This window comes from uncultured Methanobrevibacter sp. (genome assembly GCF_937881195.1).
In the GTDB taxonomy this organism is placed as follows: domain Archaea; phylum Methanobacteriota; class Methanobacteria; order Methanobacteriales; family Methanobacteriaceae; genus Methanobinarius.
In genome coordinates, this window is the sequence record NZ_CALGFC010000024.1 from 1 (window position 1) to 18,095 (window position 18,095).

The window sequence follows — 18,095 nt, forward strand, 5'->3', positions numbered from 1 at the left end:
GTTTTGGTTAAGTTTTATATTAATGGTGTGAATGTTGGAAATGGAACCACTAATGCTTTGGGTGTTGCTTATTATAATTATAAAATAGTTAATATTGGGAGTTTTAATTATTATGCTGTCGTGAACACTAATTATGATTATACTGGTAATATTAGTAATATTGCTAATTGTTTATTTATTAGATTAAATACTACGGTTATTATTAATATAGTAGCTAATACTTCTGTGATTTATAAAGGAGGCAAAGTTACTTTTATTATATCTGTAACTAATTTTGGCTTAAATAATGCGAGTAATGTTATTGTTCATAATATTTTAAATTCTAAATGGATTTTAAATGGATTTTATATTTCTAAAGGCCATTTCAACTTTAATAATGGTATTTGGAATGTTGGTAATCTAACAGTTAGAGAATCTGCTCTTTTATTTATTAATGTTTCTGTCAATAAGGGAGGATTGTTTTATGATTTTGCATATATTAGTATTTCTGAATTTAATAAAGGGTTAAATTATTCTTATTTCAAAGTTCTTGTTAAAAATTCAACCTCTAATAATAATTCAAATAAATCAATTGATTCTAAAGGAACTAATCATTATTTAAATATCAATATTTCAAAGATGAAAAATACTGGAGTACCATTTTTACCTATTTTTCTCCTACTTTTCTCCTGTTTCGCTATATTTAGGGGGACTAAAAGAAATTAAAATTTTCACATTTCATATTTTTATTATTCATATTTCTTTTTTTATTTTCTATACTTTCTAATTTCAGCAAATTTTAAGTACTTTACTATACCAATTATTTTATAGAATTTTATTCAATATTTTAAAAATAAATAGGTATAAATATTGGAATTAAATTATTGGCTATATGATTATATATTATATTAATATTATTAATAAAATTATTAATACTACTTGAAACCAATTTATATATTATAATAATTAACAATGGGTGTGAATATGGATATAGAGGGTTATACTCGAGTTAAATTGTCTGATATTAATCATAATGATAAAAAAAAAGAAATTAATGCTCAAAAAGAATTGGAATCTATCTTAACTCAAAGGATAATGGAATTTAAAGAAATTCCGTTTAATAATGCACTTTTAATGTCTAAAAGTGTTATTGAAGAAGTTCAAAATACTCTTAAAATTCAAGATTCGGATGATTCTTTTTTAAAATATATTATGGATGTTCCTAAAGCAAATATTGGGATGGGTGAAATGGGGGTTGGTTCTCGAGGAGCTGGTGATTTTTTTGTACATAGAAAAATAGCTGAAATAGTAGCAAGTACAAAATCTTCTTCACTTGTAAATCCAGAAGCTCAAGATGATGGTGGTGTTGTAAAATCTCCTATATCAGGATCTAAAGATGAAGATGTTTATATAACTACTGCTGTTGATGGAATTCACTCTCGTCTTAGTGAATATCCATTTCTTGGAGGTTTTCATGTTGCTAGGGCTTCTCTTAGGGATGTTTGTGTTATGGGTGCAGAACCTGTTGCTATTATAAGTGATATCCATTTAGCCGATGATGGGGATGTTGGTAAATTATTTGATTTTACTGCAGGGGTAGCTGCAGTTTCTGAACTAATAGATGTTCCAATTGTTGCAGGAAGTACTCTACGTGTAGGGGGCGATATGGTACTTGGAGATAGACTTGTTAGTGCAGTTGGATCTATTGGTGTTTCTAATTATCCTCCAACAGCTAGAAAAAGGGCAGAACCTGGAGATATAATACTTCTTACAGAAGGATCTGGTGGAGGAACTATAACAACAACTGCGATTTATAATGGATTTTTTGATGTTATTTGGGAGACTATGGATATTAGTTTTATTAAAGCTTCTAATGCATTAGTTCAGGATGATTTAGTTAAAGATATTCATGCAATGACTGATGTTACAAATGGTGGTCTTAGAGGGGATGCTCATGAGATTTCATCTACTACTGGATTAGGATTAGAGTTTTATCAAGAAGATATTAAGAAAATGATTACTCCAAAAGTTCTTAAAATGCTTGAAACATTAGATATAGATCCATTGGGAGTTTCTATTGATTCTTTGATGATTGTTGCGCCAGAAGATATGGTTAAAGATATAAAAAATTCCATTGAATCAGTAGGAGTTAAAATTTCTGAAATTGGCACTGTAGATAATACTGGTGTTCCAAGAATGATTAATTCTGAAGGTAATGAGGAAATTTTAGAACCATTATTTAGGGAAGCTGCATATACAAAAATTAAGAAATTAGTTGGTGAAACAACTCCTGAAGATTTTGAAATAATGAAGGAAAAAGTTCAAAAAGCAGCAAATAATTCCATAAAGAAGAAAAATAAAGCCATTGAATATATTAATGGTAAAAATTGATATTTTTTAAAATATCAATATTAATCTTTATATTACCTTATATTACCTTATATTTCTAATATTTGTTATATTTAATAAAATTTATTTTAAAATATATATTTAACAAATTCAACCGTTTAAACCACTTATTTAAAACAAAACTATATTATTGTGTAAAAATGATTTTAGATAAAAAAATTATAAATGATAAAGAGGGATATTTCATATTTTTGGAGGGAATATTTGCTATTTTAATGCTTTTTATAGTTTTAATGGCTTTTATTTCTTTTTCTGATTTTCAAAATCCAAATTATGATAGAAATATTCATGAATCTAAATTAGTAAATGATATAATGGAATTAATGATATCTGAAAGTGATAATTATTCTTTATTAACTTTTATTGTATTAATATTAGAAAAAAATAATAATAATTTAAATTATAATACTAAAACTTATATTTCTTCTATTGTAGAAAATTTCTTAAATAAACTTATTCCTAATAAAAATTACATTTTAGTTGAAAATAATATATTAAATGGGGAAATTATTGCAATTAAAGGAGATATAAATGATGCATCAAATTTATCTTCCTCTACTCGTAATATAGGTAAATATAGTTTTACATTATCTATTTTTTAGTTATTATTTTCTAATTTATTATTAAATTTAATAACTTTTATTTTAAAAAATTTTTCAATAATTTTTCAATAATTTTTAAAATTAATATTTTAAAATTAATATTTACTATTTAAAGAATCATGTTATTAGTTAATAGAATTATATAAATAGGCTAATTTCTGGATTTAATTAATCAATATGAACATATCTCTAATTTTATAATTAATAAAAGATTATATAATAATTATAAAAATTATTCAAAGAATTATTGTTATTTAATAGAGATATTTAATAGAAACTTTTTTAAGGTAGTTTATTCAAAAAACAATTATTAACATCATTTATAATTATTAAATTAAATATTAAATTAAAACTAATTTACATAATCTTTGATTTTTTTTAATTATAAGCCCTGATAGTGTAGTTGGATAACACGTAGGATTGCGGATCCTATTCCCCGGGTTCAAGTCCCGGTCAGGGCATTAAATTTATTTATATTTTTCATTCTTATAATATAAAAATGAGTTTTTTACTAATTATAAAATTTCTTTATTTTTATAAGTTTAAAATAAGCGCTATTTTATTAATTGTAAAATTTTTTGTTTTTGAATTTGTTTTTATAATATTAATAATGAATTTTTTATTAAATATAAATAAGAATCTAATTTGATTTATTAATACAGTATATATCTAAATTAAGGTAAAGATTATAATGCTTAATGCTGAAACCTATGTTACAAAAGAAAAAGGAATTGGTGGCACAATAAGAAATCGTTATGAAGATTTTTATGTTGAAGAAATTCCAATTGAAAGTCTTTTGCCTCTTGATGAAGGCCCAAATGTATGGATTTGGATTGAAAAAATTGGAAGAACAACTTTAGATGTTTTGATGGATATTTCAAGAGATCTTCACATAAGTAGAAAGAGAATGGGCTTTGCAGGGATGAAAGATAAAAAAGCTATCACTAGACAATGGATATGTATAAGTAATATGGATAGTGAAGAACAACTTGAAGAAGTTAAAGCATTAAATGGGGAAATATATAATACAAAATTTCTAAAAGTTGTAAGAGGGCAAAAAAAGCTTAGAATGGGGCAACTTGAAGGTAACAAATTTAAAATACTCATTAAAGATATTAATCCTGAATTTTCAACATATAAAGAAGCAGCTGATGCTGCAAACAACATTTTTAAAAAATTAGAAATTATAGGTGTTCCTAATTACTTTGGATGGCAACGTTTTGGAAAACCTAGAACAAATACTCATCTTGTAGGAAAAGCTTTAGTTGATAATAATATTAAAGAAGCTGTGAGATTATATATAGGGAACCCATATGAAGAAGAGCCATATGAAGTTAAATTAGCTAGAAAAGCTTATGATGAGGGTAATATCGAAAAATCTTTTGAATTAATGCCGAAAGGTATGCGTTATGAACGTATGATGTTAAAAGAGCTTGTAAAAGATGAAAATAAGCTGAAAAAATCCATTAGGGCTGATTTTAATGAAGATTCTCCTGATTATAACTCTGACAAATTGGATAATGTTGAACTTACAGATAAATCTTATAAAAAAGCTATTTTCACTCTTCCAAAACCTCTTCAGAGAATGTTTGTCCATGCTTATCAATCATTTTTATTTAATAAAACAGTTAGTAACAGGGTAGCTATGGGCATCAATAAATATATTGAGGGAGATATTATTATTGATACTGAAGAACATCTTATTCATGATGAATCTCCAGAAAAACTTCAAGAAATGATAAATAATTTTGAAGCAAATCCTACTTCTCCTTTGTATGGTACAAAAGTTCCTTTTGCTGAGGGAATCGTTGGAAAAATGGAAAAAGATGTTTTAAAAAATGAAAATTTGAAAAAAGAAGATTTTGAATGTCCTAAAACTCCTAAATTAGGGAGTCATGGCTTAAGAAGAGGGATGCGTTTTAAAGTTTGGGATGCAAGTGCCCAAGCTACTGAATATGGAGTTATGACAGAATTTTCAATAAATAAGGGTTCATATGCAACTGCAGTTTTAAGAGAAGTTATGAAAAATGAAGTTGTTTAATTTAAGAAATTTATAAATTAAGGTTGATTTTATGGTTATTAAATGCAGAACTATTTCAAAAGGAAAAGCTAAAGGTGAATTAATTGTAAGTAATGAATTGCTTAGCTTTTTAGGAGGAGTTAATCCTAAAACTGGGGAAGTGATTGATCCTAATCATGAATTAAAAGGTAAATTTATAAATGACAAAATACTTTTTATTCCTGGAGGAAAAGGTTCTACTGTTGGTTCCTATGTTATTTTCCAAATGAAAAAGAACAATGTTGCTCCTCTTGCTATTATTTGCTTAAATGCTGAACCTATAATAGCTACTGGGGCTATAATATCTGATATTCCAATGGTTGACTCTCCAGATTCTACTGATAAACTTCTTGATGGTATTGAAGTGGAAGTTGATAGTGATAATGGTGAAATAACATTAATATAATACTTTTTAGCTATTTTTTAATCTTAATTTTTGAATTATGATGTATTGATAGGATATATCATAACATTATATCAATAAATCAAAATTATTATTTTTTGATTAGATGTCTAACAATATTAATAATAAAAAATGATATGATAATATACTTTAAAAATTATATATATATATATATATAAAACGATTTTTGATTTTTTATAAAACAATAACAAATATTGTAGTAATATTATAGTTTAATAAATTGAGTTGTTTTTATGACTTCTACTTTAATTAAAAATGTCACGGTTATCGATCCTACATATTATGAACCATTGGAAAATATATCTGTCTTTATTAAAAATGGTAAGATAAGAGATATTGGTAAATCTACTTGCATTGATATTGATGAAGGAACTATAATTATAGATGGGGAGGATAATTTTATTCTTCCTGGTTTTATTGATATGCATGTCCATTTAATGGCAAATGGTTTTATAAAAGAAGATGATTTAACCAATCCATTAGCTAATTATTTTTATCAAGCTGTAAGAAATATGAATGATACTATTGATGCAGGTGTCACATATGTTCGTGATTGTGGATTAGCTGATATTGGGGTGAAAATGGCTGTAGAAAATAAAATATTTTCTGCTCCAAAAATGAAAATAAGTGTAATGCCTCTTTCTATAACTGGTGGTCATTTTGATTTTGCTCTAAATTCAGGGATTGACACTGTAATAAATTATCCAGGATTTCCTTTACCTGTTTGTGATGGTGTTGAAGGAGTAATATCTAAAACAAGGGAAATTTTCAGGGCTCAAGCTGATTTTATAAAAGTAATGTCTACAGGTGGGGTTATTAGTGATAATGATTCTCCCGAATTTGCCCAATTCAATGTAAAAGAGCTAAAAGCTATTGTTAAAGAAGCAAAGATGAGGGGAGGAGCAAAAGTATCTTCCCATGCTCATGGTTTACAGGGTATTAAAAACTCTTTAAAAGCAGGAATCCAATTTATTGATCATGGAACCTTTTTAGATCAAAAAACAGCTAAATTAATGGTTCAAAAAGGAACTTATCTTATACCAACTTGTACTGTGATGAAAGGTGTAGTGGAACAGGTTAATAACGGAATAATAAAAGGACGTAATGCTAAAAATGGCTTGGAAACTGAGAGAGTTCATAAAGATAATATGATAATAGCATATAAAGAAGGAGTTAAAATGCTTATGGGGACTGATTCTGGTGTTATTCCTCATGGAAATAATTTAAAGGAGTTAGAACTATTATGTAATATAGGTATGACTCCAAAGGAAGCTATTGCTGCTGGAACAATTGAAGCTGCTAAAGCATTAGAAATTGATAATGAAGTTGGTTCAATCGAAGTTGGAAAATCTGCCGACCTTATAATGGTATCTAAGAATCCTTTAGAAGATATAGGGCATTTATCCAACCCAAACAATATTTTAACAGTCATACAAGATGGGGATATTATTAAAAATTTGAGATAATTTAATTAATTAATATTTTCTAACCTTTTTTTTCTAACCTTTTATTTTTTATACTATTCCTACTTTTTAAAATTTTTATTCTATCAATATGTTAGAAATTTTAATTTTAGAAATTTTATGAGGTGCCTGATTTTAGGAACATTTATATATCTTTAAAAATAAATAGTGTATATACACGAATTGGAATATATTATGAAAAAAAATAGCAAAACTAAAGTAAAGTATTGTAATAACCCAACATGTTATTGCTTAGATATGAGAAAAGCCTCTCAAAAAGTTACTAATATATATACTAATGCTTTAAAACCGATTAATATTTCAGTAACTCAATTTGGACTACTTAAACATATACAAACACTTCAACCAATAAATGTTACAGATTTAGCTAATGAAATGGAATTGGATAGGACTACTGTAGTTAGAACTCTTAAAATCCTTGAAAATAGGGGATACATATTAGATATTTCAGAAGATAGGAAAAGAAACAGAAAATTAATTCTAACTAATAATGGAAAGTCTGCTGTTAATAATGGAACTATATTATGGAGTAAAGTTCAAGACAAATTTAAGGATTTTTTGGGCGAAGAAGATTTAAAAGAATTATTAAGGATAATTTCTAAATTGGAATTAATAAATTGACATTAATTAAAATTAATAAAAAGAAATAAAGGAAATTAAAGGAAATCAATGGGAATAAACCTTAATAAATAAAAAAATAATCTAAAATCATTAAAAAATTAAAGAAGAATAATGAATATATTAATTACAATTAAAAGTGGATTTTATGTCTAATAAAAAATCAGGTAAAAAAACAATTAAAAAGGTAGAAGTTCCTATTGAGGGAATGCATTGTGCCTCTTGTGCATTAAATGTTGAAGATTCTATTAATAAGTTAGATGGTGCTAAAGCCCATGTAGATATAAATAATAACAAAGCTAGGGTGGAATATGATCCTAAAAAGGTAAAAATGAAAGATATCGATAAAAGAGTAGAAGATGCAGGATTTAATGTCCGTAAATCAGAAGTCACTCTTAAAATCCGGGGCATGCATTGTGCTAATTGTGTTTTAAATATTGAAAAAGCATTAAATGGATTAGATGGCATTATTAATGCAACTGTAAATTTGAGTTCAGGAAAAGCATTGGTTATTTATGATAATAATATTGTTTCTATTGAGGATATGGGGAAAATTATTGAAGGCCTTGGGTTTGATTTTGTTGGTGTAGCTGATCAAATTGATGCAGATATGGATGATAAATTATATGAAAAAGATTTAAAAGATAAACGTAATAGGATCATCGTTGGTTTTATCTTTTCTGGAATATTAATGGGAATAATGTTTGCTCCACATATGATATTTCATGATATTGGAATTTCTATGTCTATGCTTTCACTTATAGTAGCTATAATTCCATTCATTTATGTTGCATATCCTATTATTCGGGCAGGTTTTAATTCTTTAATCCATAAAAATTTAGACATGGATGTAATGTATACTATGGGTATTTTAGTTGCTTTTATATCTAGTTTATTGGGTACTTTTAACATAATCCTTGATTCAAGTTTCATTTTTTATGAAACTGCTATTATGCTATCTTCATTTTTAATGTTGGGTCGGTTTTTAGAAGCAAGAGCTAAAAGAAAAACATCTAATTCTATTAAAGAGTTGATTGGATTACAACCAAAGACTGCTACATTGTTAGTGAAAAAAAATCCTGATAATCTCAATTTAAATCAAATGGAAGTTGATTCTGAATCCGGTGAAATTAAAGATTATAATGAAAAAGAAATATTAATTGAGGATATATCGATCAATGATTTACTTTTAGTTCGCCCTGGGGATAAAATTCCTGCAGATTCAGTTGTACATAGTGGAAATAGCCATGTTAATGAATCAATGATTACTGGTGAACCAATACCGAAACTTAAAACGAAAGGGGCTGATGTTTTCGCTGGAACTATTAATCAAGAGAGTATATTAAGGATTAATGCTAAAAAAATTGGAAAAGAGACTGTTTTATCTCAAATTATTGATTTAGTTGAAAAAGCTCAATCTTCTAAACCTCCTGTCCAGAAAATTGCTGATAGGGTTGTAAAATATTTTATTCCTACAATTTTAACCATTGCTATCATTTCGTTTATATCTTGGTATTTCATTTTTAATGCAGGCCTTTTATTTGCACTCACTACTCTTATATCTGTTCTAGTTGTTGCTTGTCCTTGTGCTTTAGGTTTGGCTACTCCTACTGCTGTTACTGTAGGGATTGGAAGGGCTGCTGAATATGGAATTTTAATTAAAAATGGGAATACTTTGGAAAATTCAGGAAATATTGATGTTGCTGCTTTTGATAAAACTGGAACTATTACTGAAGGAAAACCTGAAGTAGAAGATATTTTTATTATTGATGAATTAGAGCCATTAATAAAAAGGAATGAAGTAATAAAAAATACTGAAGGAAATTGGATAGTTGTAGAAGACCCATCAATTCCTGGAAAACAGGTTAATGTAGAACTTGAAAGTTTAGAAAAACTATCGAATGATTCAAAGAAAAAAAAGGAAATGGAAATTATTAAACTTATAGCAAGTTTAGAAAATAATTCAAATCACCCTATAGCTAAATCCATAGTTAAAAAAGCTGATGAATTAGGATTAAATCTTGATTCAGTTGATAATTTTGAAAATATAACTGGAAAAGGATTAAAAGGTGAAATTGGTGGTAAGAAAATTATTGTGGGTAATAATTTGCTCCTTGATGATGAAAACATTTCTAGTTCTGAAAATATTGTTATATATTCCAATGCTCAGCAAAAATATAATGAATTTATTAATCAGGGTAAAACTGCAATTTTTTTAGTTTATGATAATCATATTAAAGGAATAATAACTCTTGTAGATAAAATAAGGGATAACTCTAAGAAAACAATAAATGAACTTCATAAAATGAACATAGTTACCTATATGCTAACAGGGGATAATGAGAAAACAGCTAAAAATGTAGCAAAATCTGTTGGAATAGATAATGTAATGGCTAATGTTTTGCCTAACGAAAAACTAGATAAAATTGTTGAAATTCAAAATCATGAAATTTTGAATCGAAAAAATGAAGGAAAAGCTAAAAAAAAGATTGAGAATATTGAAGGAAAATTAGAAGGAATAAAAAAGAATTCTAAAGAAGTTATTTTTGTTGGGGATGGAATCAATGATGCTCCAGCTCTTTCACAAGCTGATGTTGGGGTGGCTTTGGGTAGTGGTACTGATATAGCTATGGAAAGTGGTGACATTGTTCTCATGGAAGGAGATTTGGAAAATGTAGTTGCTGCTATCCAATTTTCTAATAAAGTAATGAATCGTATTAAAGAGAATATATTTTGGGCATTTGCATATAATGTAATACTTATCCCAATAGCTGCAGGTTTATTGTATCCATTTTTTGGAATACTTTTCAGGCCAGAATTAGCTGGTTTAGCAATGGCATTAAGTTCAGTCACTGTGATTTCTCTTTCTTTAATGTTAAGAGGATATATACCCCCTATAAAAAAAACATCTCCTATTAAAAAATAAATATTTTAATATTAAAAATAAAAAAATTTGATAAAAAATCATAAATTTTTATTTAACTAATTATTTGATTATTTTATCTAATTTTTAATATTTTAGTTATTTTTTGTTAGTTTTTATAACCATTTTAGTTAATTTTTCAACTAATCTTTTAGTTCTATTTTTACAGGAGAAAATTTTTTACTAAAGAAATTGTATAAATAGGCACTTATAGATCCATATATAAATCCACCAATTAAACCTCCAACAGTTAAAAATATAATCAGTAATAAATTAGCTGGAAGGCTAACAGAGATAATACTAAAAATTACTCCATAAATTAAACCAAATACTAAACAAATAACTCCTGTAATTATGCCGGCACTCTTAGGACTAATAAAATCTATTGAAATCATGTTGTCTTCCTGAGTTAACAATACTTTTAAGCCACCAATTTTTGGACTTATTTTATTGAATATAAATGAGCCTATTGCTGTAAATACAAGGCCAATTATAAATGAGTATAAAATGAATGTTGGATCGAATGCAAGTCCAAATGGATAAACTAACCATGAAAATCCTTGTAGACTAATTGCTTGTAATAATGAATATAAAATAGTTACAAATGATATTGCTAAGAATATAATTGGATAAATTATAACTGAAACAATTAATGATATAACTGCGACCATTATAGATAAAGATACTACAGAAACACTTTTAATACTTTCCATATTATCAATACCTAATTTAACATCCTTCATTCTTTTTATAAGGAAATTATACAAAAATGAAACACCAAAATATTTAGATATACTCACTATCAATGTTCCAAATATAATGGCTATTCCAATAATCGCAAAACTAATATCAAATCTACCTATTATCATAGATAATATGGCCATTATGACTATTGAAAAGATAATGCTCCAAATAAAACTGATTGATGTGCCAATTATAGTAATTGATGACAAATCAATAGATTTTAGATTTTTTAACTTTGTCATTTAATGCCTCCGCTTTTAAAATAATTTTATTTTCATTAATTTCATTTAATATTTAAATATTCTAAAAATTATAAAATTCTAAACATTTTCAATATCCAAAAAATTTTAAATATCTAAATATTATCTAAATATTATTTTAAATATTATTTTAAATATTATTTTAATTATATTTTTAATTCTGTATTTTTTAATAATAATATTTTTCTAATAAAAAAATTTAATAAAGAATTAAATTCTTATTAAAATTTATAATTCAATAATGAAATTTTAAATTGATTATCCCTAAAAAATTTTAATTTTTATCACTAAAATATAATAATTTTTAACTAAAAAAATATCATAAATAAATAATATATTTATAATGAATTAACTAGAATATAATATTTGAGATAGTTTACTATTAAATTAATTAACATTTAAAATAATTTTAAATAAATAATTTACAAACTGATAAAATAAATTTTAATAAATTTTATAAATAAAATAAAGGAGAGTTAAAATGGCTATTCATCCTATTGAATTTAGATATGGGACTCCTGAAATGAAAAATATTTGGGAATCTGAAAATAAATTACAAAAAATGTTAGATGTTGAATCTGCATTGTCTCAAGCAGAAGCTGAACTTGAGATTATACCAAAAGAAGTAGCTGATGAAATAAAGATTAAAGCAAACACCAATTATGTAAAACTTCAAAGAGTAAATGAGATTGAGAGAGAAACAAATCATGATATAGCTGCTCTTGTTAAAGGTTTAGGTGAACAATGTGAAGGTGATGCCGGGGAATATGTTCATTTTGGTGCTACATCTAATGATATTGTTGATAGTTCACAATCACTTTTATTTAAAGAGTCTATAGATGTTCTTGAAGAAAAAATCAAAAGGTTAACCGATATTATATTAAAATTAGCTGATGAAAATAAGAAACTCGTTTGTATAGGCCGTACTCATGGACAACATGCACTTCCAACTACTTATGGAATGAAATTTGCTATATGGGCAGATGAACTCAAAAGACAATATGATAGACTTGAGCATTCAAAAAAAAATTTATGTGTAGCTATGATGGATGGTGCTGTTGGAACTACTGCTGCTCTTGGTGAAATTGGATGGGAAGTACATAAAAAAGTTGCAGAAATTCTAAATCTTCCTCCAGCTAAAATAACTAATCAAGTTCTTCAAAGGGATAATCATGCTGAGTTCATGATGGTAATGGCAAATATAGCTACTACTCTCGATAAAATAGCTCTTGAAATTAGAAATCTTCAACGTACTGAGATTATGGAACTTGGTGAATATTTCGATCCCGAAAAACAAGTAGGCAGTAGTACAATGCCTCATAAGATGAATCCAATCACTGCTGAGAGAATTTGTGGTGTTTCTCGTGTTATAAGATCTTATGTTGTTGCAGCTATGGAGAATAATCCTTTATGGCATGAAAGGGATTTAACTAATTCTTCTTGTGAGAGAATTATTTTCCCCGAAGCTTGTATTCTCACTGATTATATTTTAAATTTAACTATAAAACTAATGAGTAATCTAGTATTTTACAATGAAAATATTGAAAGAAACCTAAATCTAACCAATGGGTTAATAATGGCTGAACGTCTTATGGCTGACTTGACTAGAGGAGGTATGGGAAAACAAACTGCTTATGGAATTGTTAGGGAATGTGCTATAAAAGCTAATAAGGAAAATAAACCTCTTAAAGAGGTTATTCTAACAAAAGATGAGGTTAAACAATTCTTTTCTGAAGAAGATGTTGAAAAAATCATGGATCCTCATACCTATTTAGGGTCTTCTGAAAAAATTGTCGATGAAGTTTTAAAGTCATCTAAAAATTGGTTTTAATTGAGACTTGAGTTTTATAATTCTTTTATTTTTTAAAATTTTTATTTTACTTTTTTCTCTTATTATCTCTTTTTTCTATTTAATTTTTTTTATTTCCACTTTTATTATTATATATATTTTATCTATCTATCTTTTTGAGTTTTCTTACTGTTATTATTTAACCAAATTTTTTAATAATTTTTCATTTTTTTGTTCATTTTATTTTTTTTAGATTTTCATTTTTTTCACAATTTTCTCAACTTTATAATAAAATCCAAATTTTTATTATCTATTAAACACAAATATAATATTATAAATATAGGGGAAATTTTGCATGAAAACAAGAAATATTCTTAAAACAATAAAAGGCCGGTCGACAATTGATGGGGCAGGTGTTCACTTAATAAGGGTTCTTGGACCTAGTGATATACATGATATTGATCCTTTTTTAATGTTAGATGTTTTTGATAGTGAAAATCCTGAAGACTATGTTTTAGGATTTCCAATGCATCCTCATCGCGGTATTGAAACAATTACTTATCTTATAAATGGGAAAATTAATCATAAAGATAGTTTGGGAAATGTTGGAACGATTGAAGGAGGAGAATCCCAATGGATGACATCTGGAAGTGGAATCATCCATGAAGAAATGCCTCAACATTCTAATAGGCTTTTTGGGCTTCAGATATGGTTAAACATGCCAAAAAAATCTAAAATGAATGATCCTGCTTATTTTGATATTAATGGGGACATGATTAAGTCGGTAGTTATTCCTAATAATGGTGGGAAAATAAGGGTTATATCTGGGGAATATGGAAAGTTTAAAGGGGTTAAAACTAGAAATGTTCAGGTTGATATTTTTGATATTAGCTTAAACCCTGGAAATGAATTTGAAATTTCAGTTAAAGAAAAAAATAATCTATTTATTTATATATTTGAAGGTAATGGTCTTTTTGGTGAAAAAGAAGATATTATTGTTGATAATAAATCAGTAGCTATCTTTGATGAAGGAGATAATTTTAAAGCCAAAGCTGGTGCAAATGGCATTCGTTTCATGTTATTCTCTGGTAAACCCCTTAATGAACCAATTGCTTGGGGGGGACCAATTGTGATGAACACTGATGAAGAACTAGACGATGCTTTTAGGGAATTAAGGCTTGGAACATTTATTAAATAACTTATTATTGAATTTTTACATTATTTATTTTTTATATTAGATTATTTATTTTGCCCTATACTTTGTTTTAAGATAAATCTTTATATCTTATATTCATTTTGTTGATTTTATATTAGTTCCAATACTATTTTTCAATTTTCATGATTTTATAAATAAAATATGGGTTTATGATAACATTAGATATCTTTAATAATTTTATACTATTTGTAATTATTAAATTCAAATACATAAATAAATTAAATATATAAATTTAGATATATAAGTTCAAGTATACAAATTAAAATATTATAAATTTAAACATATAATTTAAATATATAAATTTAAATAACAATGGATATTATAAATATAAAATTTAAAATTGAATTGTGCTATTTTTATTAATTTAATTATTATAATGTTTTAAATAATTTAGCTATATAATGAATATTTTAAATATTTTCGTTATGGAAAATATTTTAATTAATTTTATATAATATTGTATATTTTCGATTATTGGGGAATAGTATGACAAATAAAAATATTAAAGGAAAAAATTTAGGAAATATAAATTATAAATGGTTTATTTCATTTGGGGCTATTGCAGCATGTATATTCACATTGTCGTGGATTATTCAAGAAATTTTTAAAGATTCTTATAATCCTTTGTCTATGTCAATAAGTTCATTGGCAGTTGGGTCTTTAGGTTGGATACAATCAATTACTTTTATTTTAACTGGATTACTTCTAATTTTATTTGCATATGGTATCTTTAATTTAAATAAGATAGAGTGCCAAACTATTTCTAAATGGTCTTATTATATACTAATTATTTGTGGTATTTCTTTAATTGGGGCTGGATTTTTTACTACAGGATATATTAATGGATATTCTGAGTTTAATATGTCTACTAATCAGTTGTTAAATAGTATTTTAAACCAAATTTTTCTAACAATTTTTTTCTTTGGGATACCAATTGCATGTTTTATTTTTGGAAATTATTTTACTTATAAAAGAAATCTAGTTTGGTTAATATATTCTTTTTTATCTGGAATAATAATTTTAATAATTTTCTTTGTAACTAATTTAGGTTTCTCTAATTTTATGGGAGTTGAGAATTATGCTGGACTTCTAGAAAAAATAACATTTACTATAAGCTTTTTTTGGGTCTTTATGATTTCTTTATATTTTTTAAGGCAGAGATAATCCATATCTTATATTAAAACTTAAATTATAATATTAAAGATTTTTTATTTATTCATAATTTTTCATATAATTATTATCTATTAAAGGTGTTTAAACTGAATAGCAATGAACTAATTAATATATTTGGAATTATAGAATCTAATGAAGTAGAAGATGGTTTAAATCCAACATTTACTCGAGATAATAATTCATTTTATTACAAATTTGAAAAAATTCATTTTTTATTTATTAATAATGTTACTATTGCATTTAACAAGTTACAATTTGACAAAAGCAATATCCGTTTTTATATAGGTAATGAAGCAGTTAGTGCAACATCTATCTTAAATATTGAAGATATAAATTTATAACCTTTATTATTTTATTTTCTCAAAATTAACCCAAAAAATTTATATAATAAAAAAATTAGATAATAATGTATTAATATAAACATTATAAATATTATTTTAACTTATTTTGAACTTTAATATTTCACATATTTTTATATTATTAGAAACTATAACCAAGAAATTTAAAATTAATAAAAAAATTTAAAACTAATATTAAAATTAAAATTTTTATATATAATTATAGGAATACGGAAAATTTAAGATGATTGATATTCAGATTTTACTCCTAGCTATAGGTTCTTTGCTTTTAACAGGAGTATTATTAAGTAAACTTTCTTCTTATATTGGTGTCCCAACTTTAATAGTTTTTTTGTTGCTTGGGCTTTTTTTTAATGGCAACACGTTATTTACTCCTTCTTTAAATAATTATGCATATATTCAATATATTAGTATATTTGCATTGATTATTATAATGTTTTCTGGTGGTTTAGACACCGATACTAAGAAAATGAAACCAATAGCTTCTAGGGGAGCTGTTTTAGCTACTCTTGGCGTTTTCATAACGGCTATTATAGTCGGATTGCTTATTCATTATTTATTGGGCATGAATATAGTGCTTTCTCTGCTTATTGGTTCAATTATTTCTTCAACCGATGCAGCAGCAGTATTTTCAATTTTCAAATCTGGAAAGATAAAGTTAAAGAACAATCTTGCTGAAACTCTTGAACTTGAAAGTGGGGCAAATGATCCAATGGCATATGTCCTTACAATTACCTTTTTGCAACTATTAACACATCCAACAACTTCTATTGAAGGAATTGTGTTTTTATTCTTAAAATCTTTAATACTTGGGGCAGTTTTTGGGCTTATTTCTGGTAAATTGTCTACAAAATTAATAGAAAATATTAATTTGGATGTAAAAGGACTTTATCCAGTTCTTCTAGTTTCTATTGCAGTTTTGACTTTTTCAATTTCAGAAATAACTGGTGCAAATGGATTTTTAGCAGTTTATATCGCAGGTATTATGGTAGGAAATGCAAAAATGATAAAAAATGCTAAAATATCTCATGAATCGAGTACGACATTTTTTGAAGGTTTGGCATGGCTTATGCAAGTTATAATGTTTTTAGTATTGGGGTTATTCATTTTTCCCAATCAACTGCTACAGACTGCAGGAATTAGTATAATTATAGCAATATTTTTAATATTGATTTCTAGACCTATTGCGGTTTTTGTATCTTTAGCCCCATTTAAGTCGAGTTTGAAAGAAAAAGTATTCTTATCTTGGACAGGAATTAAAGGTGCAGTCCCAATTGTATTTGCAACATATCCACTAGTTGCTGGAATACCTCAAGCTTACACAATATTCAATGTTGTATTTTTTATCACGATAATCTCAGTAATTTTACAGGGAGGAACAATAAAATTTGTTGCAAAAAAACTTGATTTACTTTCCAATTCATGAATTATTTAGTTCAAATTTTTAATTTTAAAAATTTATAATATATTTTTAATTTTAAAATATTTAGCATGAATTTGAGGGGTTATGTTAATCTTTAAAATAAGTTTTTAATTTTTATATTAATTAGAGATTATAATTGAAATTTTATTAATCAAAAATCGATAATATGGAAAAGTAATTTAGATAACTAATTATTAAATGATTAAAAATAAAAATAATGTATGTTTTGATAATTTAGTCTATTAATAATTATTTAAATTAATAGTTATAATTTTAATTTATTTGTAGAGTTGTATTAAGAATACTAAAATGAAAAATTATATTGGTACTTTTTTGAAAATTGAAAAATTTTAAATTGAATGTTTTAATTTGAGAAGTTAAGTATAAAACAGAAAATCCCTAAAATTATTGTTACAATAACAACACCTTCAGGAGAAATTTTAGGTCCAGTGCTCTCTTCATCAAAGTATCGTACTAATCCTGCTCCTGTTGGAGGAAGCATACTTCCTTGATCTTTTTTTGCCATTTTATCACCAGATAATTAAATATGATTCTATCGTTAATAAATATATTATATTATTTCTCATATTTATACTTATAGTCAGGATTTATAGTTACAAATTATTGTTTTTT

Annotated in this window: 15 protein-coding genes and 1 tRNA gene; 14 read left to right on the top strand and 2 right to left on the bottom strand. The window is 25.8% G+C overall.

Features of this window, described 5'->3' with window-relative positions; genetic code table 11:
- From Q0087_RS02805 to Q0087_RS02845, 9 genes are all read left to right on the top strand, one after another.
- On the top strand, nucleotides 1-705 hold a 705-nt coding region (locus Q0087_RS02805), incomplete at its 5' end, for a DUF11 domain-containing protein (RefSeq protein ID WP_297898158.1).
- A gap of 258 nt (nucleotides 706-963) precedes the next feature.
- Complete coding sequence (locus Q0087_RS02810; protein ID WP_297898159.1) at nucleotides 964-2,370, top strand: AIR synthase-related protein; 1,407 nt, start codon at nucleotides 964-966, stop codon at nucleotides 2,368-2,370.
- A 158-nt stretch (nucleotides 2,371-2,528) separates the two neighbouring features.
- Entirely contained in the window at nucleotides 2,529-2,990 is a 462-nt protein-coding gene (locus tag Q0087_RS02815) for a hypothetical protein (protein ID WP_297898160.1), read from the top strand.
- Nucleotides 2,991-3,378: 388 nt separating this feature from the next.
- A tRNA-Arg gene (locus Q0087_RS02820) sits at nucleotides 3,379-3,451 on the top strand.
- A 230-nt stretch (nucleotides 3,452-3,681) separates the two neighbouring features.
- Nucleotides 3,682-5,031, top strand: coding sequence for a tRNA pseudouridine(13) synthase TruD (gene truD, locus Q0087_RS02825; protein WP_297898161.1), 1,350 nt, complete (start codon nucleotides 3,682-3,684; stop codon nucleotides 5,029-5,031).
- Between the two features lie 31 nt (nucleotides 5,032-5,062).
- Nucleotides 5,063-5,455: a DUF126 domain-containing protein gene (locus Q0087_RS02830; RefSeq protein WP_297898162.1), complete on the top strand. Its 393-nt coding sequence runs from the start codon at nucleotides 5,063-5,065 to the stop codon at nucleotides 5,453-5,455.
- A gap of 251 nt (nucleotides 5,456-5,706) precedes the next feature.
- Entirely contained in the window at nucleotides 5,707-6,939 is a 1,233-nt protein-coding gene (locus Q0087_RS02835; RefSeq protein ID WP_297898163.1) for an amidohydrolase family protein, read from the top strand.
- Between the two features lie 192 nt (nucleotides 6,940-7,131).
- Nucleotides 7,132-7,578 carry a MarR family winged helix-turn-helix transcriptional regulator gene (locus Q0087_RS02840; RefSeq protein ID WP_297898164.1) on the top strand — a complete coding sequence of 149 codons (447 nt, stop codon included), beginning with the start codon at nucleotides 7,132-7,134 and terminating at the stop codon, nucleotides 7,576-7,578.
- 145 nt (nucleotides 7,579-7,723) lie between these two features.
- Nucleotides 7,724-10,501 (top strand): HAD-IC family P-type ATPase, encoded by a 2,778-nt coding sequence (locus tag Q0087_RS02845; RefSeq protein WP_297898165.1) that lies wholly within the window; start codon nucleotides 7,724-7,726, stop codon nucleotides 10,499-10,501.
- A gap of 140 nt (nucleotides 10,502-10,641) precedes the next feature.
- Here the strand turns inward: Q0087_RS02845 and Q0087_RS02850 are convergent, their stop codons facing one another.
- Nucleotides 10,642-11,484, bottom strand: coding sequence for a hypothetical protein (locus Q0087_RS02850; RefSeq protein WP_297898166.1), 843 nt, complete (start codon nucleotides 11,482-11,484; stop codon nucleotides 10,642-10,644).
- A gap of 499 nt (nucleotides 11,485-11,983) precedes the next feature.
- Between Q0087_RS02850 and purB the strand changes: the two genes are divergently transcribed.
- From purB to Q0087_RS02875, 5 genes are all read left to right on the top strand, one after another.
- Nucleotides 11,984-13,333, top strand: coding sequence for an adenylosuccinate lyase (gene purB / locus Q0087_RS02855; RefSeq protein ID WP_297898167.1), 1,350 nt, complete (start codon nucleotides 11,984-11,986; stop codon nucleotides 13,331-13,333).
- Nucleotides 13,334-13,646: 313 nt separating this feature from the next.
- Entirely contained in the window at nucleotides 13,647-14,489 is an 843-nt protein-coding gene (locus Q0087_RS02860) for a pirin family protein (RefSeq protein ID WP_297898168.1), read from the top strand.
- A gap of 504 nt (nucleotides 14,490-14,993) precedes the next feature.
- Nucleotides 14,994-15,671: a DUF998 domain-containing protein gene (locus tag Q0087_RS02865; RefSeq protein ID WP_297898169.1), complete on the top strand. Its 678-nt coding sequence runs from the start codon at nucleotides 14,994-14,996 to the stop codon at nucleotides 15,669-15,671.
- A gap of 86 nt (nucleotides 15,672-15,757) precedes the next feature.
- Nucleotides 15,758-16,021 carry a hypothetical protein gene (locus Q0087_RS02870; RefSeq protein WP_297898170.1) on the top strand — a complete coding sequence of 88 codons (264 nt, stop codon included), beginning with the start codon at nucleotides 15,758-15,760 and terminating at the stop codon, nucleotides 16,019-16,021.
- A gap of 241 nt (nucleotides 16,022-16,262) precedes the next feature.
- Nucleotides 16,263-17,465: a potassium/proton antiporter gene (locus tag Q0087_RS02875; protein WP_297898171.1), complete on the top strand. Its 1,203-nt coding sequence runs from the start codon at nucleotides 16,263-16,265 to the stop codon at nucleotides 17,463-17,465.
- 361 nt (nucleotides 17,466-17,826) lie between these two features.
- On the opposite strand, the gene Q0087_RS02880 is transcribed toward Q0087_RS02875, so the two are convergent.
- Entirely contained in the window at nucleotides 17,827-17,988 is a 162-nt protein-coding gene (locus Q0087_RS02880) for a preprotein translocase subunit Sec61beta (protein ID WP_297898172.1), read from the bottom strand.
- Between the last annotated feature and the right edge of the window lie 107 nt (nucleotides 17,989-18,095).